This window comes from Halalkalicoccus sp. NIPERK01 (assembly GCF_030287405.1).
Lineage (GTDB): Archaea > Halobacteriota > Halobacteria > Halobacteriales > Halalkalicoccaceae > Halalkalicoccus.
This window is the reverse complement of record NZ_JASVVV010000003.1, coordinates 91,776-111,534: the sequence shown is the minus strand read 5'-3', so window position 1 is coordinate 111,534 and position 19,759 is coordinate 91,776. Positions and strand designations below refer to the sequence as shown.

Below are 19,759 nucleotides of genomic sequence, written 5' to 3'. Positions count from 1 at the left end.
CCGAGGAGTGGGGGAGCCGAACGCATCGCCCGAAGGACCGTGAGCGAGCGATCAGCCACTGGGGTCGAGCGGGTGCGATCGGCCGTTTCGCGCAACCGACTGCGGATCCTCTTCGCGGTGCTGATCGTCCTCTCGATCGCCGTCCTCGTCAGCGGCGCGACCGCCGACACCCTCTCGACGGCGACCGAGGAGGACGTCCCGACCGCACCCGAGGGCGACGGCCACACCGTCATCACCGAGTCGGGGCGGTCCGGAACGATCACCGCCTACGCCCCCGACGGAAGCATCCTGTACTACGAGAACGAACGCACCAAGTACTTCGACGTCGACCCGGTCGAGGGAGAGCCGCTGACCGTCGAGTACGCGGCGACCGACACCATCCACACCGAGGGGCCGACCTGTGGCTCGCCGCCGTGTGCGAAGAACGTCATCGAGCGCACGAACCTCGAGACCGGCGAGACCGAGGTGCTCGTCGAACGCTACGAGCCCCAGGAGATCGCGGCCGAGTGGCACGACGTCGACCGCCTCGACGAGAACCGGTTCGTCGTGGCGGACATCCACGCCGACGAGGTGTTCATCCTGAACACCGAAACCGGGATGAAAGAGTGGACCTGGGACGCCCAGGCCGACTTCCCGATCGAGGAGGCCGGGCCCTACCCGGGCGACTGGGCGCACATCAACGACGTCGAGTACGTCGAGGATCCGGGCAGCGAACTCGACGGCACGATCATGGTCAGCATGCGCAACCAGGACCAGGTCGTCTTCATCGACCCCGAGGAGGGCCTCAAAGAGGAGTGGACCCTCGGCGCCCAGAACGACCACAGCATCCTCTACCACCAGCACAACCCCGACTACATCCCCACCGACCAGGGTGGCCCGGCGATCGTCGTCGCCGATTCGGAGAACGGCAACGTAGAGGAGTACCAGCGCGAGGGCGACGAGTGGACCCAGACGTGGGAGTGGTCCGATCAGTGGATGCAGTGGCCGCGCGACGCCGACCGCCTGCCCAACGGGAACACGCTCGTCGTCGACAGCCACGGCAACCGCGTCATGGAGCTGAGTCCCGACGGCGAGGGCGGCTGGGAGGCCGTCTGGGAGGTCCCGTCGACGATGCCCTACGACGCCGAGCGCCTCGAAACCGGCGACGAGAGCGAGGGCGGCGAGAGCGCCCAGCAACTGGGCTACGAGTCACGGACGCCGAGCGACGGCGGGAGCCAGAGCGCCGAGAGCGAGAGCGGGTTCGACCCGATCGGCATCGTCGTCAGGGCCTTCCACGAGGTCGGCCTGGTCATCGAGTCGTACATCCCCCACCGAGTTCACAACGCCATCCTCTTCATCAGTCCGGTGTGGATGGGTACGGCACACTTCGCTGCCGTGGCTGTCGGTGCCCTGACCACGATCGCATGGATCGGAATCGAACTCGGCTGGCAGCTCTACGACAGGGGAATCAGGGCACGGCTCCCCGTCTACCGGAAACGGTAGCCCGGAGCGCCGTTCAAAAGAGGGTTCGTTTAGCTCCGTCGGAATCCTGGCCGCTACGAGGACGGAGTGGGGATCGGTAGATACAGGGCAAGTGGATAACGGAGCAGCGATCAACTTCACTACTAGCTGTCAATGTTGGTCTGCTGAACACAGAGCGCGTTTCGGTCACGACACTCACCCCAGGACGCTGACGAAGACACATCGTGCCCTCAGGGTGATGTCGTCGCCGCTGCACCGAGTAGCCGTTGATCACTCTGGCTTTTCACCGTCATCCATCAGCGAAGAAACGATGAGTCGTTTGGTCCCACGCCGAAGGAGACCACTGGCTGCAGGTTGAGAGATATCCAGATTAGCGGCGACTTCGCTGAGAGTTGCGTTCCGTGGGTCTTCGAAATACCCCGTGTCGAGTGCGACGAGGAGTGCCTCTCGTTGGCTATCGGTCAATCCTGCGTCCGTATTCCCTAAACTAGCGTATTCGTTCACGCGCAGTAACTCGATATCAATGTCGTTCCGTTCCGCATAGTCCCATAGAGGGGCCAGATTCGTCCGGTCGGGCATCCATACCGTTAGAATCCAACCGTTTCTGTCGTTCTTCATATCGAGTATGACACCGTTCGCGGTCGAAATAATCGGTGAGATGATCTTCGCTTCGTCCGTATACTCGAAGCTATAGATCGCCTTCTCGTCTCTGGTTTCAATAACTCGTTCAAACTCGCCAATGGTGTGATCGTTCCGCAATCCATCTTCGAACCGGCGGAAATCAGATGACTGTATGCGATAGAAGAATTTCCCCGATATAGGGTCGGTTCCTGCCTCTAACACCGACTCGACTTTCGAACTCTGGTCGTGAGTGACCGTCTTTGTGAGCACTATGTCAGGGTGCTCGACTCGGACAACTGCTTTGATATCGGTCACTGTTCTATAGGGGAGGTGTCTCTAATATATGAACATGTATATCTGGTGAAGCCGTTGGCAACCATCAGAACCGGTTTGTTGCATACGGAGGATATAACGCATTGACGGTGCGCTCCGAATCGGAGTCAGCGACACGCTACATACGGAGTCTGCGTTCAGCAGTCGGGCGCTGTTCCATGGGTCAGTGAAACGGAGGCTGCTGGGGGACATAAGAGAGCGTCCGGCGGAGTTGGTGGTCCACTACTCAGAACGAGGATGAACGCGCATCGAAAATCTCTCGTGGAGTTCTCTGGGCGATACTCATCCTTTTTGCTCGCCCTCGTCGTCCTCACCGCATCACCGAGCAACCTGCGAAAGCGGTCAGGAGTGCATGAAATCTTCTAGACCCGATATAAAGGGATTATTCGATTAAGGGAGAGACCGATGCGGGCACGGTCGGTCTGCAGTATGTATGGTACAGAGACGCCATACCGATGACCGAGGCAGCGACACTGAGCCAAAATCCCACCTCCCCGTCGGGGTCACCCCGCCGTTCGACACCAGTCGCTTCGAGCGTCTCTGGGCGTCGCTATTCAACCAGTACGTCGAATCACTATAATGGGTTTCCCTGAGATAGATTCGGCTGTGTTCTTTGGTTTGATTACGATGGTAACCTGGGGAATCTGGGTCGTCTTGGGCAACGCTGCGTCGGAGTCTATCGACCCGAGGACGGCCGCCGCGATCTCCTATCTCGTCGCGGGGCCCCTCGCACTCGGATACATCCTCGTTTCAGACGCATCGCTTGCCGTTACTGCGAGAGGAGGACTGCTCGCTGGCACGGCCGGATTGTTCACCGGAATCGGCCTGATTTCGATGTACATCGGCCTTTCGGGAGGGTCGACGACCGTCGTCTCCACTCTCGGTGCGATGTACTTCGTCGTCGCGGCTCTCATCGGTATGGTCGTCCTCGGAGACGAAGTCACGATAACGAGATTTGCTGGGATAGCGTTCGCAATCATTGGGATCGTCTTGGTTACCCGATAGAGTAGCCTACACGATTATTGGGCATGGGGTTGAACTAGTCGCGTTAGATTCGCATGAACTACCTATCGGCCATCTCACTTGTAGAAACGTCACATAAATAATAGTTCAATGGAGCCATTTTCGGTTTCGCGCGACCGTCTCCCGCATCGAGGAATCCCTCAGACGAGCAGGTAGTCATCGAGGACGAACTGGTAATCGACCAGCAGGTACAGCGCCGCGAGGATCGACTGAAAGGAGAGCGATCCGAGCGCCGAGAGGACGACGAACGCCCGGCCGTCCATGTCCGAGAGGCCGGCCGGAACCGTGAGCAGGCCGCGGACGAACAGCATCGTGTTGCTCACCGGGACGGCGACCGGGCCCCAGCGGTCGAACCAGCCGTCGATCCGGTCGAGACGGGACTCGCTGATGGGGAACCAGCGCTTTTGCAGGATGTAGTTCCGACCGCCGCGCCGGACGAGCGAGAAGAGGACGAACTGGCCGATCGTCGTTCCGACGACCGTGACGGCGACGATCACGACCACGTCGGACGGCGACGACCCGATCAACAGGAGCGCCGTCGGGACGACGAGTTCGCTCGGCATGAACCGGAGCATCATCGCCCCCTCGAGGACGGCGATGGCCAACAGCACGGCAAGTGCGAACTCGGAGGTGAGCAGCGCCTCGACCTCCGGCGGCGTCCGGTCGAGTTGCAACACGTACATCGTCGGGACACTATCGCGCAAGCGGGGTTAAACCTTGTCAGTTCGCCCGGTATCCGGCGTCTCAGCTAGGGGCGACGGGTCCGGTCGGGGGACGGGCCACCGAACGCTGATGTGCCTCGGCGTCGACGGGGAGACATGGACGCCGGACGCGTGGCGTTTCTGGCCGTCGCGTTCCTCACCCACGGCGCCGTCGGCTACGCGCTCGTCCGGGCGTTCACCGACGTCGATCCGGCGGTCGGGTTCGTCCTCGGGATCGTCCCCGACGCCGACTTCCTTTTCCCGGCGGCGTGGGGCATGCCGTTCGTCCACCGAGGGATCACGCACACCCTGTTGTTCGTCGTCGCGGTCGTCGCCGTGACCTCCCCGTGGCGCTCCCCGAGGCGGATCGGACCCGCGAGCGCGCTGGCGGTGGGCTCGCACCTGGTGATCGACTCGGGGTCGGCGATGGGCGTGGCGTGGCTGTTCCCGCTGGGGATCCGCGCGAGCGGGGACCTGCCCGTTCACGGGCCGGCGGGGACGCTCGCGTTGTGGGGCCTCTCGGTCGGGCTGCTCGTGTGGAGCGGCGAGTGAGGCGTCACGCCAGCGTGCGAGCGCTGAACGCAGCCATCGACCCCCCACCGATCAGCACCGGCAGCCAGTAGATCGTCCCCCGGTAGATCAGGACGGCCGCGGTGACGGTGGCGGCCGGGAGCCCCGTCGTCGGAACCAGCAGCGCGACGAACGCCGCCTCGATCCCGCCGAGTCCGCCCGGCAGCGGGGCCGCCCCGGCGAGGTTTCCGAGCGGGATCACGAAGATCAGGACGTACACCGGGACGACGTGGCCGATTGCCGCGAACGCGGCCAGCAGCGCGGCGGCCTGCAGGAGCCACCCGAGCAGCGAGAGGCCGAACGCGACGGCGAGGCGTCGGCGCTGGGCGGCCATCCGCTCGATGTGCTCGAAGAACCGCTCCATGCGCCCCGAGAGGTCCTCGGCGACGGCGTCGGGGTCCGAGGGGCCGACCGGGAGTCGGGCGACCCTGTCGGCGACGCCCTCGGAGACCCGGTCGACGATCTCGCCCTGATAGCGCCAGGCGAGAAACAGGAGGGCCCCGACGGCGACGACGACCCCGAGCGCCGACGCGACCGCCGTCTGGAGGCGTTCGCCGACGATGGCGGTCGTCGCGTAGTAGCCGACGCCGACCAGGATCAGCGAGAGCGAGGAGACGACGTTGAGCACGTCCACGGTCGCGATGCCGACGAGGCCGGTCTCGTAGCGGGCCTTCGAGACCTTCGAGATGAGCAGCGCCGCGACCGGTTCGCCGCCGGCCTGCCCGAACGGGGTGACGTTGTTCGCGAAGACGGCGCTGGCGTAGACGAAGAACACCCGCACGACCGGGATGGCGACGTCGAGGGTCTCGAGCACCGTCCGGAGCACGAGCGCCCACGCGCCGAGCCAGAGGAGGGCGACGGCGAGCGTTGCGGCGACCAGTGACGGCTCGGCGCTCGAAAGCGAGTCGAGGACGTCGTCCGCGCCGACGAGGAAGAACAGGCCGACGAAGAGGGCGATCGCCCCCGCGAAGCCGACGATCAGCGCCCGCCAGTTTCGACCGTTCATACCCGATGGAGGGTGGAACTCACCTTGAAACGTCTGATCCGCGTCGAGGGGGCGAGCGCGTGTCGACCCATTTATCGGCGTGGGGCACCGACCCACGGCGAGATGGGCCGGCACACGCCAACCAACGTCCTCTTCGTCGTCCTCGATACGGTTCGGAAAGACCGCCTCACGCCCTACGGCTACGACCGGCCGACCACGCCGGAACTGGCCGCCGTCGCCGAGGAGTCGGCCGTCTTCGAGTCGGCCGTCGCGCCCGCGCCGTGGACGCTTCCGGTCCACGCCTCGATGTTCACCGGCCTCTACCCGAGCCAGCACGGCGCGGATCAGGGCAGCCCGTATCTCGAGGAGGCGACCACGCTGGCGTCGGTCCTCTCGACGGCGGGCTACGACACCGCGTGTTACTCCTCGAACGCGTGGATCACGCCCTACACCGAACTCACCCGCGGGTTCGACGATCAGGACTCGTTTTTCGAGGTCCTGCCCCAGGACCTGCTCTCGGGGCCGCTCGCGCGGGCGTGGCGGCTCGTCAACGACAACGACCGGCTCAACGAGATCGCGACTCGAATCGTCCGCCTCGGTGCCCAGGCCCACGAGAAACTCGCCAGCGGCGAGGGCGCGGACTCGAAGACGCCGGCAGTAATCGACCGGACGAGGTCCTTCATCGAGGGCAGCGAGAGCGAGGCGGGGTGGTTCGCGTTCGTCAACCTGATGGACGCCCACCTGCCGTACTACCCGCCCGAGGAGTACCGCGAGGAGTTCGCCCCCGGCGTCGATCCCTCGACCGTGTGCCAGAACTCGAAGGAGTACAACTCCGGGGCGCGCGACGTCGACGCCGAGGAGTGGGAGGCGATCGGCGGGCTGTACGACGCCGAGATTGCCCACATGGACGCCGAACTCGGGCGGCTGTTCGGGTGGCTGCGCGAGACCGGCCGGTGGGAGGACACCACGGTGATCGTCTGTTCGGATCACGGCGAACTCCACGGCGAACACGACCTCTACGGCCACGAGTTCGCACTCTACGAGGAGCTGATCAACGTCCCGCTGATCGTCAAACACCCCGAGATCGAACCGGGACGGCGCGAGAGACTCGTCGAACTGCTCGACCTGTATCACACGACGCTGGACGCGCTCTCGGCCGACGCCGGGGGCGTTCCGGGCGCGGTCGGGTTCGATCCCACCCGGTCGCTTCTGTCGAGCGAGTACCGGTCGTTCGATCGCGTTACCGACCCCGACGTCGGCCAGCGCGCGGTTCTCGGCGGGGAGGGTGAAAGCGAGGACTACGCGTTCGTCGAGTACGCCCAGCCGGTGATCGAACTCCACCACTTGGAGGAGAAGGCGAGCGAGGCCGGGATCACGCTGCCCGAGGATCATCGCGCCTACGCCCGAATGCGCGCCGCCCGCGGGGAGGACGCGAAGTACGTTCGGGCCGACCGGATCCCCGACGAGGGCTACCGCCTCGATACGGATCCCGAGGAGCGCTCGCCGCTCGCGCCCGCGGACGACGAGCGGGTCGCTGCCGCCGAACGGGCGCTCTCGCGGTTCGAGGGCGAGGTCGGCGGCGCGTGGACCACGCCCGCGGAGGCGAGCGCGAGCGACGCTCTCGACGAGGCGGACGCGGAGACGAAAGACCGCCTGCGGGAACTGGGCTATCTGGAGTAGTACGTCGGATCCGATCCGGCACGAACGGGTCGAAACCAACAGGAATACATTCTCCTGACGGGAAACTACGGGAACTAATGGAGGACCAGCGCTTTCTCGAATCCGACTGGGACTACTGCGTGGTGCTGGACGCGTGTCGCTACGACGTCTTCAGCGAGGTCTACGGCGAGTACCTCGACGGGACCCTCGAGAAACGCCGCAGCGTCGGCTCCTCGACGCCCGAGTGGGCCTACCGGACCTTCACCGACCACCACGACATCGCGTACTTCTCGGGCAACCCCTTCATCAACAGCCTCGGCATCCCGCTGAACGAACTCAAGTGGGGGGCCAGTTGCGACTACGAGTGGGCCGCCGCCGACCACGTCAGCGAGGTGTTCGACGTCTGGAAACACGGCTGGGACGAGGAACTGGGGACCGTCCCCCCGGGGAGCCTCGAGGCCGCGTTCCGCGAGCACCCCGGGGCCGTCGAGCGCGCCGAGCGGACGGTCCTGCACTACATGCAGCCCCACGCGCCGTATCTCGGGCGCGGCAAGGGCCAGAAGCTCAAGCAGATCCGCAAGGGGATCGACCAACAGGGACGGGAGGCGAGCGCCGACGGCGGCACGCTCTCGGGGATCGGCGACACGATCCGCCCGAAGGTCGAGAGCGCCCTCGACGGGAGCACGTTCGCCCAGAAGGCGGGGCTGTGGCTGGAACTCGATCCCACAGAGCTAGTGCGAAACGGCACCCGCGAGGCGGCGATGGAACTCTACGAGGAGAACCTCCGGATCGCCCTCGAATCGGTCGCCGATCTCGTAGAGGACCTCGACGGGTCGGTGGTCGTCACCGCCGACCACGGGGAGGCGTTCGGCGAGGAGGGCGTCTGGGAACACCACATCGAGACGCCCATCCCGGCGCTCGTCGAGGTCCCCTGGCTCGAACTCGGGTGATCGCACGCCGTCGATCGGCCGGGTATGTTGTGATTCCAACATCACCGAGTCCGGGTTCGACGGCGGCAGACCGGTCGAGAGCGGCCATCGGCGAGCCGATACTGAAAGATTGATGGTATCGCTTTCGAATCAGCTAGTGGGAGCCGGGATGAACGTCAGTCACTACTTCGAGTTCGAGGACGTCGTCACCGGCGGGATCCGCGAGTCCGTCAGACACCAGCGGAAGATGCTGCGTCAGGTGGGTATCGACGCGACGACGACCCCGTCGCTCGGCTCGGACGTGCTGCACCTCAACCTCATGGGCCCGCGGTCGGTCTGGTACGCGAGGCGGGCGCGTGCCCGCGGCGTGCCAGTGATCGCCCACACGCACGTGACCGCGGAGGACTTCGGCGACAGCTTTCGCTTTACGAACGCGCTCGCGCGGCCGCTCGAACCGTACCTCCGGTGGGCCTACGGGCTCGCGGACGCGCTGGTCTGTCCCTCGGAGTACAACCGCCGGCTGATACGCCGGTACACCGACACGCCGACGACCGTGATCTCGAACGGCGTCGACCGGGAGAAACTCGAGGGATTCGAGGCCCTCGAATCGGAGTACCGCGAGCGCTACGACCTGTCGGCGCCGACGGTCTTCGCGGTCGGGCACGTCCTGAAGCGAAAGGGACTCGAGAGCTTCATCGAGACGGCCCGCCGGATGCCCGAACTGGACTTCGCGTGGTTCGGCCCTCTCGACCTCTCGCTGAAGGGGCGCTCGACGACGAAACTGATCGAGAACTCGCCGGAGAACTGCACGTTCACGGGGTTCGTCGACGACATCCGCGGCGCGTACGCGGCGGGCGATGTCTTCTTCTTCCCGACGCGCGAGGAGAACGAGGGGATCGCGCTGCTGGAGGCGATGACCACCGGCCACCCCGCGGTCGTCCGGGACATCGAGACGTTCTCGTGGCTGACCGACGGCCACGACTGCCTGAAGTCGTCGGGATCGTTCGTGGACGAACTCGAGTCGTTGAAGGACCCCGAACGGCGAGAGCGCCTCGGGGCCAACGCGGCCCGGACCAGCGAGCGCTTCGCCCTCTCGAACACGGCCGGTGAGCTCCACACCCTCTACGAGGAGGTGGTCTGAGTGCGGATCGGCTTCTTCACCGACAGCTACTTCCCGGAGATCGACGGCGTGACCTACACCATCCAGCTCTGGCGCGAGCGCCTGGAGGACGCCGGCCACGAGGTGCACGTCGTCTACCCCGACGGCGAGTACGACCCCGACGAGCGCGAGCTCCCGGTCCGGTCGCTTCCGAACCCCTTCTACAGCGGGTACCGCATCCCGCTGTTCAGGCGGCCCTCGACGCTTCCCGAACTCGATCTCGTCCACTGTCACGGCCCGGCCCCGGTCGGCCTGCTGGGGCGGTACTACGCGCACAGACACGACCTCCCCGCGATCTACACCCACCACACGCCCCTCGAGGAGTACTTCCACCAGAGCGTTCGATCCGACCGGCTGGCGCGGGCGCTGGGGCGGGCCTACGTCCCGCTCGAGAACGCCTTCCTGCGGAGCTTCGACGCCGTGACCGCCTCGACCTCCCGGATCGACCGCGACGTCGAGCACGTCGAACTCCCGGTCGGCATCGACATGGACTTCTTCGCGCCCACGGACGAGCGGTGGTACCCCGACCGGACGGTGATCGGCTACAGCGGCCGGCTCAGCATGGAGAAGAACGTCCGCGAGGTCCTCCGGGCCGCCGAACGCCTCCCCGAGTACGACTTCGTCGTCGTGGGCGAGGGGCCGTTCCGCGAGCGCCTCGAGGAGCGCGCCCCGGCGAACGTCGAGATCCGGGGCTTCCTCCCGCGGGAGGACCTACCCGCGTTCTACACGTCGATCGACGCCTTCGTCACCGCCTCGACCGCCGACACGCTGGGGCTGTCGACGCTCGAGGCCAACGCCTGCGGGACCCCGGTCGCCGCCGTCGACGCGCCGCCGTTCGACCGCACGATCGGCCCCGACAACGGCGTCCGCTTCGAGTACGGCGACCTCGACTCGATGGTCGAAGCCATCGAGACGTGTCTCGACGCCGAGCGGGAGACGCGGGCCGCCGTCGAGCGCTACTCGATCCACCACACCATCGACCTCCTCGAAACCCTCTACAGGAACGTCGCGGGTACGACCGCTCCGACCCCCACGGAGGCCACCCGTCGGACCCCCTCGCGGCGGCGACTCACCGGCGAGACGAACCGAAAGGGCTGAGGCCGAACCGTGAGAACGGGACACGCATGGTCACGACCGCGACGAGCGCGCACCGCACGGTCGCCGTCCGGGGCGGCTCGGGACGCCGCCGAGGGACGCCGATCTGAATGGCCGAGCCGATCCTGGGGGTCGGGCTCGCCGCCCTCGCCGCCGTCGCGTGGGCCGGCCAGTACGTCTTCGTCCGCCTCGCCACGGTGGAGGGCTCGACGACCGACGCCGTCGCCGTCGCGATCGTCTGTAACGTCGCCCTCGTCGTTCCGGCCGCGCTCGTGTTCTCCGAGCCCGCCTCGATCGGGGGACCCACTGTGGTCCTCGCGTTCGTCGCCGCGGGCCTCGCCGGGTCGCTGTTCGGTCGGCTCTGTCAGTTCCGCGCGGTCGAGACGATCGGCGCGAGCCGCGCCGCCCCGGTGGTCGCCTCGACCGCGCTGTTCTCGGCCGCCGTCGCGGTCGCCGTCCTCGGCGAGACGCTCACGGCCCCACACGTCGTCGGGATCGTGCTCGTGGTCGGCGGCGTCTCGTACATCTCGTGGACGACGGCGACCGACCCCGCCGACCCGCGGCCGATCCGCGAGGTCGGCCTCTCGCTCGCGTTGCCGGTGCTGGCCGCGCTGTTCTTCGCGGTCGAACCGGTCCTCATCTCGTGGGGGCTCGCGGCGGGCGCCCCGGTCGTTTCCGGTCTCGCGATCGCGGCCGTCGCGGCCGCGATCGGCTTCTTCGGCTACCTCGCCTTCACGGGGGGCCTCCCGACCCCGACCCGCCTCGCCGGCCCGAGCCTGCGGTGGTACGTCGGCGGGGGCGTCGCCAGCACGGTCGCCCTGCTCGCGTACTTCCTCGCGCTCGAGGTCGCCCCCGTCGTCGTGGTCGTCCCGATCGTGCAGGTCTCGCCGCTCGTGGTGCTGGCGCTCTCGGCGGCGTTCCTGCCCCGGGGGCTCGAGCGCGTGACGTGGGACCTCGCGGTCGCCGCGGCGGTCGTGGTCGTCGGCGCGGTCGTCGTCTCCGTGTCGGGGTGATCAGTCCGCTCCGGGACCCGAGATCCCGTCGCCGACGGCGATCCGCCCGGAGTCGACGATCCGCGCCCGGAGGCCGCCGCGATCGACGAGCGCGTCGTGGAGGCCGTCGATGTCGAGCAGGCGTTCGAGGTACGAACAGGGGGCACACGGCTCGACGCCCTCGCAGACGACGGCCCCGACGCGAAAGCGCTCGCCGACCAGCGGGTCGAGCGCGACCCCTCGCGTCGTGAGGTTTCGCCGGTGGGCGCCCGCGGGGAGGTCGATCCCGGCCTCGCGTTCCAGCGCCTCGATCGTCTCGGCCTCGATGAGCGTGAGGTCGCGTGCGGTCCGGCGCGCCGAGGCCGAGTACGTCCCGCGCTCGGCGAAGTACCGATCGCCCCGAAGCCCGCGACCGGCGATCGCCTCGACGGTCTCGCGTGGTCGCATCGGGGCGCCGGCTTCGGGCGCGACGTGGATCGCACGGACGGTTCCGAGGGGGTCCATCACCCCGTAATGGGGCCGATCCGCCATCAATCGTGCTATCCGATAGCGACCGAACCGGCGAGGCGAGCGGTGGGCCCCGCTCAGGGGTCCGCGTCCGTCGCGTCGCGGTAGCGATCGCTCGCCGTCGCGATCCGGTCGTGGTACTCCTCCCGGTCGATCTCGCCGGCGTCGAACAGCTCCTTCGTGGTCTCGACGGCCTCGACGAACGCCGCCTCCGCCGGGGGGAGGTCCGGATCGCCCGTCCGTAGCTCCGCCGCGAGTTCCGTAACGTCCATCGTCTCGACCGACCCGAGGGCCCGCGCACGTATCTATCGGCCGGTTCGTGACTCATGGGGAGCATCGTAGACGTCCGTAGAGTTCCTGCCCGAGGATCGAAACACGGCGTCACCCCTCGTGAGTCACGATATGCGGTTGGCCACGATAATCCCTATCGCACCCACGATACGCGCCGAGCGCGTCCCGTCGAGAGCCGGCCGGGATTCCGAGTGGCGCGTCGCTTCGAAGGGTTGATTTCGGTCGCTCGCGTCCGAACGGTCGATGCTTCGGGAACGGCTGTCGGCGTATCGGGACGCGATCCGGTCGGAACTGGAGGCGGTCTCGGCCGAGGACCACCCGCCACACGACATCGCCGCCAGCTTCGCCGTCGGCGTCTTCATCACGGCGCTGCCGACGCTCGGGACGGGACTGCTCCTGTTCGTCCTCATCGTCGCCCTCTTCGACCGCGTGAGCAAGCTCGCGCTGTTCGCCTCCGTCGTCGTCCTCAACCCCGTCGCGAAGTGGGGCGTCTACGCGACGAGTTTCTGGCTCGGGACCCTCCTGCTCGGGCCGGTGCCGGGCGTCTCGTTCTCGGAGGTCTCCTTCGACGCGGGACCCGACATCGTCGCCCGCCTGCTGCTCGGGAACCTCGTTCTCGCGGTCGTCCTCACCGTCGTCGGATACGTCGGCGTCCTCCGACTCGTCCGCCTCTATCGCCGCCGCGACGTCCTCGTCGGCGACCTCCTGCCCGAGCGACTCTCGGAGTGAGGCGGGCGACGGGTCAGGTGTCGGCCGTCCCCGCCCTCGAACGGATCGACCGCTCGCTCGCGTCGTACTCGGTCGGGCTGTAGCGCTCCGTGACGACCCAGTAGACGCCGACGCCGACACAGAACAGGGCGACGCCGACGAGCGACCCGACCCGGAACGCGAGCGCGCCGTGGCTCAGCGGCAGCGCGAGGATCGTCCCGACGAACATCAGGGCGACGCTTCCGGCCTTGACGCCCGCGAGGGGTCGGTTCCCGCAGTGGGGACACGCCGGGACGTCCGTCTCGATCAGGTCGCCACAGCGTTTACAGGGCGCACGGTCCCGCCGGAGGTGCGTAGTCGCCCTCGTTCCGGAGGTCGATCCCGCCATGTTACGCGGATCCCCGTTCGTTCTCGATCCCTATATATCTCCTATACGCCGCATTTTCGGCCTTGGGACGCGTTATCCGGGATCTCATCCTCGTGTAGGCGATGGTGCGGCGAGATAAAGATATTTTCTAGGAGATCTATATAGCACGCGGTTCCGATCGCCTCGTTCGGGGCCGGATCCGCCCGCGGCCTCAGCGCTCGAACTCTATGGCCGCGCGCTGCACCGCCACCTTTTTCGCCTCGGGATTCGCTCGGCGTGAAAATCTGGACCAAAAAGCTCTCGCTTCGCTCGCGGTCTATCTCGAAAACTCGATGGCCGCGCCCTGTCCGAACCCGACACAGAGCGTCGCGAGCCCCCGCTTCCCGTCGCGCTTCTCGAGTTCGTGCAGCAGCGTCACGGGGAGGCGCGCGCCGCTGGCACCCAACGGGTGGCCCAGCGCGATCGCCCCGCCGTTGACGTTCAGGCGCTCGGGATCGATGCCGAGTTCCCGACGAGAATACTCACACTGGCTCGCGAACGCCTCGTTGATCTCGACCAGGTCGTACTCGTCGATTCCCCTTCCAACCCTCTCGAGCAGTCCCTCGGTCGCCGGGACGGGGCCGATCCCCATGACCGTGGGATCGACGCCAGCGACCTCGTTCGAGCCGACCTCCGCGAGCACATCCAGTCCGTGATCCTCCGCGAACGCGCGGCTGGTCACGAGCGTGGCGGCCGCGCCGTCGGTGATCTGGGAGGCGTTGCCCGGCGTGACGGTGCCGTCGCCCTTGAACACCGTCGGCAACCCGCTCAGGGTCTCCATGTCGGTATCGCGCCGTATCCCCTCGTCCTCGTCGACGGGTCCCTCGGGGGTCTCGATCGGAACGATCTCGTCGTCGAACCGGCCGGAGTCGGTCGCGTCGGCGGCCCGGCGGTGGCTCCGCAGCGCGAACTCGTCCTGTTCCTCCCGGGAGACGTCGAACTCCTCGGCGACCTTCTCGGCGGTCATCCCCATCTCGAGTTCGCCGACGTTGTAGGCCTCGGCGAGTCGCGGGTGGAGGTGCCCGTAGGACTCACCGTCCATCGGCACGTTCGACATGGACTCGACGCCGCCCGCGATGACGGCCTCGCGCTGGCCGGCGCGGATCGCATCGGAGGCGGAGATGATCGCCTGCATCGAGGAGGCACACCAGCGGTTGATCGTCGTCGCCGGGACGCCCTCGCCGAGTTCCGAGAGCAGCGCGATCACGCGCGCGACGTTGTTGTCCTGCTGGCCGCGCTGCTGGGCACAGCCCCACATCAGGTCGTCGATCTCCTCGCTGCTCAGCCCGGTGTCGGCGAGGATCTGGTCGATCAGGGGAATCGAGAGGTCCTCGCTCCGGACCTCGCTGAAGACGCCGCCCTCCTTGCCGAAGGGGGTACGAACGGCTCGCGCGATCACGGGGGTGGTATCCGATGACATTACCCGTGTTTTGGACGGCACGGACTTAAACGGCGGCACAACTCCCGGAACCGGGAGAGGAGTTCATCGCTCGAACGGGGATCGCAAGCAGACCTCGTGGCCGTCCGACCGGCACTCGGCGAGGCGCTCGCGGGCCCACGCCACCGCCGCGCCCGCCTCCGTGGTGATCGCCCCGCGGACGTTGCCGCTCGCGTCGTAGACGCCGATATAGACCAACGCGTCGTCGAGGAGGACCAGTCCCATGTTCGGACAGAGCGACTCGGCGAGGCGATACAGGGTGAAGTTCGGGGCCGAGAGCGCATCGCGCAGTTCCTCGTCGTACTCCGTGCGGAGCCGTTCGATCAGCGGCGCGTCGAGGAACAGTTCGATCTCGGTGTCGGTTCGCGTGACCTGCTGGTGGAACAGCGAGACGTGCTGGGGAAACGCGAGCGGCGAGTAGCCCACGATGCGCTCGGCGTCCTCGACCAGCCGTTCGAGTTCGCGGACGGGTTCGTGGGGTATCGGATGGTCCGAGTGAACGACCTCCGCCCCGGCGAGGACGTCGGTATCGATCCCGGCGTCGGAGGGGAGGTGAACGAGGAGGTCGCGGGTGAGACAGAGGCGGTCGTACCGTTCGAGCAGCGCCTCGAACTCCCGGTGGGCGAGGTCGCCGACGAGCGTCAGCCGGCACCCCTCGGCGGTGCGCTCGACCACGCCGGCCGCTTCGAGTTCGCGGACCGCCCGGTCGACCGTCTGTCTGGAGACGTCGAGTCGCCGTGTGAGCGCGCGTTTGTCCCGCGGACCGTCCTCGAGACACTCGATGACCGCCTCCCGCCGCTGGACGGTTTCGAGGAGGCCGTGCGCTGGAGTGGTCATAGGTAGCAATTACCGCCCGCCGACAAAAGGGTACCCCACCGACGGTGTACCGGCCGTGGAGGAGCGTATCTCCGGACCGATTCGAGGTCCTGCTCGACGTATTCGACGGTAGTTCGTATCGTCACCGACGGTATATCCGCGCGGTCGCTCCCGGAAACAGATGTCGATGGCGTTAAGAATCCAGGGTGATAACTGTGTTGGGAATGAGTAATTCGGCGCTTTCGGTGGTCGAGTTTCTACTGACGGCCCACGCCTACAGCACCGACCGGCGCTTCGACGAGAACGACCTCCCCGCAGAGTACCGGAAGGTGTTCTGGGAGGGCGGGACGATCGAGCGGCCGCTCTCGGTGACCGAGGAGAACGCCCGGGAGGCCACGGGCGTCGACGAGCCGTGGGAGGCGGTCTCGGACCTGCTTTTCACCCAGCGGGCGGAGTTCTCGGGCGAACTGACGCTCTCGGATCCCGACCTGGCCGCCGACTGGTTCGCGAAGCGGACCGACGAGGGGCGACTCGCGGAGAACCCGACGCTCTCGGGGTTCTACGAGGGCCGGGAGATCGACGTACCCGTCGACTACGAGCGCGCACGCGAGAACGCCCGCCCGATCCAGGCCGACCGCGTCTGGATCGACAACCTGCTTTCGACCTACTTCGATCCCGACGACGAGGAGGAGGCGGAGATGCTCGACCTCGTCGACATCCGCGCGCCCGAGGAGATCGAGATGACGCTCGAGGACCTCGTGCTGACCGCCCAGCAGGAGGCCGAGATCGAGAAGATCGTCAAGGCCATCGAGCACCGCGACTACCTCGCGGAGATCGGCCTGCGAGAGATCGGCAAACTCCTGTTCGTCGGGCCGCCCGGAACGGGCAAGACGACCACCTCGCGCGCGCTCGCCCACGATCTCGACCTCCCGTTCGTCGAGGTCAAACTCTCGATGATCACGAGCCAGTACCTCGGGGAGACGGCCAAAAACGTCGACAAGGTCTTCGAGGTCGCGAAACGCCTGTCTCCCTGTATCCTCTTCATCGACGAGTTCGACTTCGTCGCGAAAACCCGCCGCTCGGACGAACACGCCGCGATCAAGCGCGCCGTGAACACGCTGCTCAAATCGATCGACGAGGTGAGCCTGATCCAGGACGACGTGCTTCTCATCGGGGCGACCAACCACCCCGACCAACTGGACGCCGCGGCGTGGCGGCGCTTCGACGAGATCGTCAACTTCCCCAAGCCCGACGAGGCGATGCGCGCGGACATCTTCTCGGTGATCACCCGCGAGATGGACATCACCGGGTTCGACCCCGGGGAGATCGCCGCCGAGACCGAGGGACTCACGGGGAGCGACCTCCGGATGGTGCTCCGCGAGGCGGTGTTGGAGGCGCTGACCGAGAACCGCCGCACGCTGACCCAGCGCGACCTCCTCGACGCGGTCGCGGACTTCGAGGAGCGCGACACCCTGAAGGACCTCGACATGATCGAGGGCGACCACGAGGCGCTGGTCGCCGGTGGCTCGCCGAGCGACGGCCACGATCACGACCACTGATGGAAGTGACGCTGTTGGGGACCGGCGATACCACGGGGACGCCGACGCCGGGCTGTGCGTGTGACACCTGCGAGCGCGCGCGCGACCTCGGCGTCGAGCGCAGTCGCTTCTCGGTCCACGTCACCAACGAGGAGACCGGCGAGTCGCTGCTGGTCGACGCCAGCCCCGACTTCCGGTACCAGTTCCTCACGCAGGACGTGCCCCTGCCCGACGCGATGGTCATCAGCCACATCCACTTCGACCACCTCGACGGGCTGGGCAACGCCTACCGGCTGTTCGAGGATTTACCGGTCCACGCCGCAAACGAGGTCGACCCCAAAACGGGCGAGAGCGTCGCAGACACGATCCGCGAGAAGTACGCGTACCTCGACCGGATCACCGTCCACGACCACGCCCCCTTCGAGACCTTCGAGACCTGCGGGTTCGACCTGACGCTGGTGCCGGTCGACCACCCGCCGCTGGTCTGTTACGGGCTCACGATCGAGAAGGGGGACACGAAACTCTCGCTCACGGGTGATACGAGCTACGACCTGCCCGACCGATCCAGGGGGGCGCTTTCCGACCCGGACCTCCTGCTCGCCGACGCGATCGTCCCGGCGTCGCTGTGTGAAACCCACCCAATCGGTGGCCGCCACCACGACCCCGAGGGGGTGGCCCGCACCTTCGGCACCAAACACATGACCCGCGAGGGGGCGCTCTCGCTGGCCGAGGAACTGGACGCCGAGCGGACCCGTCTCGTCCACCTCGCGCACTTCTACCCGCCCGAGGAGGCCTTCGAGGAGCCGCTGGCGGTCGACGGCGAGCGATACGAGCTCTGAGTCGGTCGTCCGATCACCGGCTCTCAGCGCTCGAAAGCGGGCCCTCGCGGCGGGTCTCCGTTTCGGCGCGCGGACGCAGTCGCAGCGCCAACCCTTTTCGTCGGTATTGGCCTTCCACCCGCAATGAACCGACGAGATTTCCTCAGATCCGCCGGAGCGACCGCGGTCGCCGTCGGCGTCGCGGGCTGCTCGACCTCCGAGTCCGGGAACGTGAACGTCGAGGACGGTCGATACCCGTACCCCTCGATCCCGGAGCGCGCGCTCGACGGTTGGGAGCTGACGGACAGGCGCGCCGAGCACTCCCGCCGCCGATTCGCCGGAACGGGGCTCGATCAGCACACCCGGACGGAGCTCTACGAGTTCGCGCGCCTCTCCGAGGAGGTGGCCGAGAAGACGCTCGGGCAGTTCGAGGGAGACCTCGGGGTGTTCTTCGCGTCACGAATCACGTTCGAGGGATACGCCTCGTATCTCGCCGACGCGGGACGGGTCGCGGACGGGGGCCTCGGGGAGATGACGGCGGAGATGGAGGCGATGGGAATCACGGACGTGACCGAGGTCGAACCGACCGATCCGCGGCCAACCGCGGCCGACGGGCAGGCGCTCCGGGAGGTGGTCGGAGCGTATCCGGTCGAGGACCTCTCGCTCGAGGCGGAACTACCGGGGGACGCCCGCCGGACGTTCGAGGTCGAGGGCGGAGAGGTACCCGTCCGGGGCTTCCTGACCGCCTGGAAGACCGGCCGACGGACCGCCTACGTCGCCGGTGGCGCGTACCCCGACGGCGACTTCGTGCGCGAGTCCCCGGTGAGCGTCACCGGCGACGGGCGGGGAGACGGCATCGACGTAACGGTGAGCGTCGCCCTCGGCCTCGATCCCGAGGCCTACAGAGAGGAACTCGTCGGGCTCGTCGAGCGCGTGGAGTGATGGGGGATCGGACGGAGGGGCGGGCGGTCCCTGCGAGGTCGACCTCCACGTTCACGTCGCGGCACGACGTACCCCTCGCGCATGGTGACGAAACGGGGGCGTGAGCTATGGACCCACGAGGAGCCGCTTCGGTTCCTCGGATTCGAGATCGGCCGGATCATGACCGTGATCCGGCTCTCGACGGGCGGCCTGTTCGTCCAGTCGCCGGCGGAGCTGACGCCGGCGCTACGGCGCGCGCTCGACGACCTCGGGGAGGTCCGGTTCGTGGCCCCGGCGAGCAAGCTCCACGGCCACCTGTACATGGAGCAGTACCGGGAGGCGTATCCCGACGCCGAGCTGCTGGCCGCGCCGGGGCTTCCGGCCCGGCGGCCCGACCTGCGGTTCGACGCGCTGCTGGGCGATACGCCCGACCCGCGCTGGAGCGCCGACATCGACCAAGTGGCGGTCGCGGGCAACCGGTGGCTCACCGAGATCGCCCTCTTCCATCGGCCCAGTCGGACGGTGATCCTCGGCGACGTGGGGTATCACATCGACGGGAGCTTCCCCGTGAAAACGCGGCTGATGGCGCGGGCCGCGGGGGTCTACGACCGGGTGGGTCCGACGCTCGACTACCGGTGGACGATACGGAACGAGGCGACGTTCCGCCGGGCGGTCCGGGACGTCCTCGCGTGGGAGTTCGACCGGGTGGTCCCGGGCCACGGGACGGTCGTCGAAGGCGGCGGGAAACGCGCCGTGATCGAGGGGTTCGAGTGGGTGCTGTGAGCCCG

At 67.3% G+C, this 19,759-nt stretch carries 21 protein-coding genes; 13 read left to right on the top strand and 8 right to left on the bottom strand.

The window, feature by feature from the left end; all coding sequences use genetic code 11:
• Window positions 1–39 precede the first annotated feature (39 nt).
• Window positions 40–1,482 carry an aryl-sulfate sulfotransferase gene (locus tag QRT08_RS09975; RefSeq protein WP_286045797.1) on the top strand — a complete coding sequence of 481 codons (1,443 nt, stop codon included), beginning with the start codon at window positions 40–42 and terminating at the stop codon, window positions 1,480–1,482.
• 249 nt (window positions 1,483–1,731) lie between these two features.
• Here QRT08_RS09975 and QRT08_RS18810 read toward each other — a convergent pair whose 3' ends face one another.
• A complete protein-coding gene (locus QRT08_RS18810; protein ID WP_286045796.1) occupies window positions 1,732–2,397 on the bottom strand; it encodes a helix-turn-helix domain-containing protein in 666 nt (221 codons plus the stop codon).
• A 597-nt stretch (window positions 2,398–2,994) separates the two neighbouring features.
• On the opposite strand from QRT08_RS18810, the gene QRT08_RS09965 reads away from it, so the two are divergent.
• The gene (locus tag QRT08_RS09965) at window positions 2,995–3,420 is read left to right on the top strand and encodes an EamA family transporter (RefSeq protein ID WP_286045795.1); all 426 of its coding nucleotides are present in this window, start codon (window positions 2,995–2,997) and stop codon (window positions 3,418–3,420) included.
• A 158-nt stretch (window positions 3,421–3,578) separates the two neighbouring features.
• Here QRT08_RS09965 and QRT08_RS09960 read toward each other — a convergent pair whose 3' ends face one another.
• Window positions 3,579–4,121: a DedA family protein gene (locus QRT08_RS09960; RefSeq protein WP_286045794.1), complete on the bottom strand. Its 543-nt coding sequence runs from the start codon at window positions 4,119–4,121 to the stop codon at window positions 3,579–3,581.
• Between the two features lie 135 nt (window positions 4,122–4,256).
• On the opposite strand from QRT08_RS09960, the gene QRT08_RS09955 reads away from it, so the two are divergent.
• A complete protein-coding gene (locus tag QRT08_RS09955) occupies window positions 4,257–4,691 on the top strand; it encodes a metal-dependent hydrolase (protein ID WP_286045793.1) in 435 nt (144 codons plus the stop codon).
• Between the two features lie 4 nt (window positions 4,692–4,695).
• On the opposite strand, the gene QRT08_RS09950 is transcribed toward QRT08_RS09955, so the two are convergent.
• On the bottom strand, window positions 4,696–5,715 hold the full coding sequence (locus QRT08_RS09950) for a lysylphosphatidylglycerol synthase transmembrane domain-containing protein (RefSeq protein WP_286045792.1): 1,020 nt from the start codon (window positions 5,713–5,715) through the stop codon (window positions 4,696–4,698).
• 102 nt (window positions 5,716–5,817) lie between these two features.
• On the opposite strand from QRT08_RS09950, the gene QRT08_RS09945 reads away from it, so the two are divergent.
• The 5 genes from QRT08_RS09945 to QRT08_RS09925 all read left to right on the top strand — a co-directional run bounded on the left by QRT08_RS09945 (window position 5,818) and on the right by QRT08_RS09925 (window position 11,549).
• Entirely contained in the window at window positions 5,818–7,374 is a 1,557-nt protein-coding gene (locus QRT08_RS09945) for a sulfatase (protein WP_286046229.1), read from the top strand.
• A gap of 77 nt (window positions 7,375–7,451) precedes the next feature.
• Window positions 7,452–8,303 carry a hypothetical protein gene (locus QRT08_RS09940; RefSeq protein ID WP_286045791.1) on the top strand — a complete coding sequence of 284 codons (852 nt, stop codon included), beginning with the start codon at window positions 7,452–7,454 and terminating at the stop codon, window positions 8,301–8,303.
• 148 nt (window positions 8,304–8,451) lie between these two features.
• Window positions 8,452–9,423: a glycosyltransferase family 4 protein gene (locus QRT08_RS09935; protein ID WP_369684836.1), complete on the top strand. Its 972-nt coding sequence runs from the start codon at window positions 8,452–8,454 to the stop codon at window positions 9,421–9,423.
• A complete protein-coding gene (locus tag QRT08_RS18805; RefSeq protein WP_286045789.1) occupies window positions 9,424–10,539 on the top strand; it encodes a glycosyltransferase in 1,116 nt (371 codons plus the stop codon).
• 107 nt (window positions 10,540–10,646) lie between these two features.
• Window positions 10,647–11,549 (top strand): EamA family transporter, encoded by a 903-nt coding sequence (locus QRT08_RS09925; RefSeq protein WP_286045788.1) that lies wholly within the window; start codon window positions 10,647–10,649, stop codon window positions 11,547–11,549.
• Here QRT08_RS09925 and QRT08_RS09920 read toward each other — a convergent pair whose 3' ends face one another.
• Both QRT08_RS09920 and QRT08_RS09915 read right to left on the bottom strand, forming a co-directional pair.
• Window positions 11,550–12,032 carry an MOSC domain-containing protein gene (locus QRT08_RS09920; protein WP_286045787.1) on the bottom strand — a complete coding sequence of 161 codons (483 nt, stop codon included), beginning with the start codon at window positions 12,030–12,032 and terminating at the stop codon, window positions 11,550–11,552.
• Between the two features lie 80 nt (window positions 12,033–12,112).
• Window positions 12,113–12,307: a hypothetical protein gene (locus tag QRT08_RS09915; protein ID WP_286045786.1), complete on the bottom strand. Its 195-nt coding sequence runs from the start codon at window positions 12,305–12,307 to the stop codon at window positions 12,113–12,115.
• 262 nt (window positions 12,308–12,569) lie between these two features.
• Here QRT08_RS09915 and QRT08_RS09910 point away from each other — a divergent pair, with 262 nt between their 5' ends.
• On the top strand, window positions 12,570–13,055 hold the full coding sequence (locus QRT08_RS09910) for a DUF2062 domain-containing protein (RefSeq protein WP_286045785.1): 486 nt from the start codon (window positions 12,570–12,572) through the stop codon (window positions 13,053–13,055).
• A gap of 13 nt (window positions 13,056–13,068) precedes the next feature.
• On the opposite strand, the gene QRT08_RS09905 is transcribed toward QRT08_RS09910, so the two are convergent.
• From QRT08_RS09905 to QRT08_RS09895, 3 genes are all read right to left on the bottom strand, one after another.
• The gene (locus QRT08_RS09905; protein ID WP_286045784.1) at window positions 13,069–13,422 is read right to left on the bottom strand and encodes a hypothetical protein; all 354 of its coding nucleotides are present in this window, start codon (window positions 13,420–13,422) and stop codon (window positions 13,069–13,071) included.
• Window positions 13,423–13,717: 295 nt separating this feature from the next.
• On the bottom strand, window positions 13,718–14,860 hold the full coding sequence (locus QRT08_RS09900; RefSeq protein ID WP_286045783.1) for a thiolase family protein: 1,143 nt from the start codon (window positions 14,858–14,860) through the stop codon (window positions 13,718–13,720).
• Window positions 14,861–14,923: 63 nt separating this feature from the next.
• Window positions 14,924–15,715, bottom strand: coding sequence for a helix-turn-helix transcriptional regulator (locus QRT08_RS09895; RefSeq protein WP_286045782.1), 792 nt, complete (start codon window positions 15,713–15,715; stop codon window positions 14,924–14,926).
• Between the two features lie 203 nt (window positions 15,716–15,918).
• Here QRT08_RS09895 and QRT08_RS09890 point away from each other — a divergent pair, with 203 nt between their 5' ends.
• From QRT08_RS09890 to QRT08_RS09875, 4 genes are all read left to right on the top strand, one after another.
• Window positions 15,919–17,253, top strand: coding sequence for an ATP-binding protein (locus QRT08_RS09890; RefSeq protein WP_286045781.1), 1,335 nt, complete (start codon window positions 15,919–15,921; stop codon window positions 17,251–17,253).
• Window positions 17,253–18,071 (top strand): MBL fold metallo-hydrolase, encoded by an 819-nt coding sequence (locus QRT08_RS09885; protein ID WP_286045780.1) that lies wholly within the window; start codon window positions 17,253–17,255, stop codon window positions 18,069–18,071. The genes QRT08_RS09890 and QRT08_RS09885 overlap by 1 nt, the downstream gene beginning before the upstream one ends.
• 123 nt (window positions 18,072–18,194) lie before the next feature.
• Complete coding sequence (locus QRT08_RS09880) at window positions 18,195–18,992, top strand: twin-arginine translocation signal domain-containing protein (RefSeq protein WP_286045779.1); 798 nt, start codon at window positions 18,195–18,197, stop codon at window positions 18,990–18,992.
• Window positions 18,993–19,073: 81 nt separating this feature from the next.
• The gene (locus tag QRT08_RS09875; protein WP_286045778.1) at window positions 19,074–19,754 is read left to right on the top strand and encodes a DUF4336 domain-containing protein; all 681 of its coding nucleotides are present in this window, start codon (window positions 19,074–19,076) and stop codon (window positions 19,752–19,754) included.
• The last annotated feature ends 5 nt before the right edge of the window (window positions 19,755–19,759 follow it).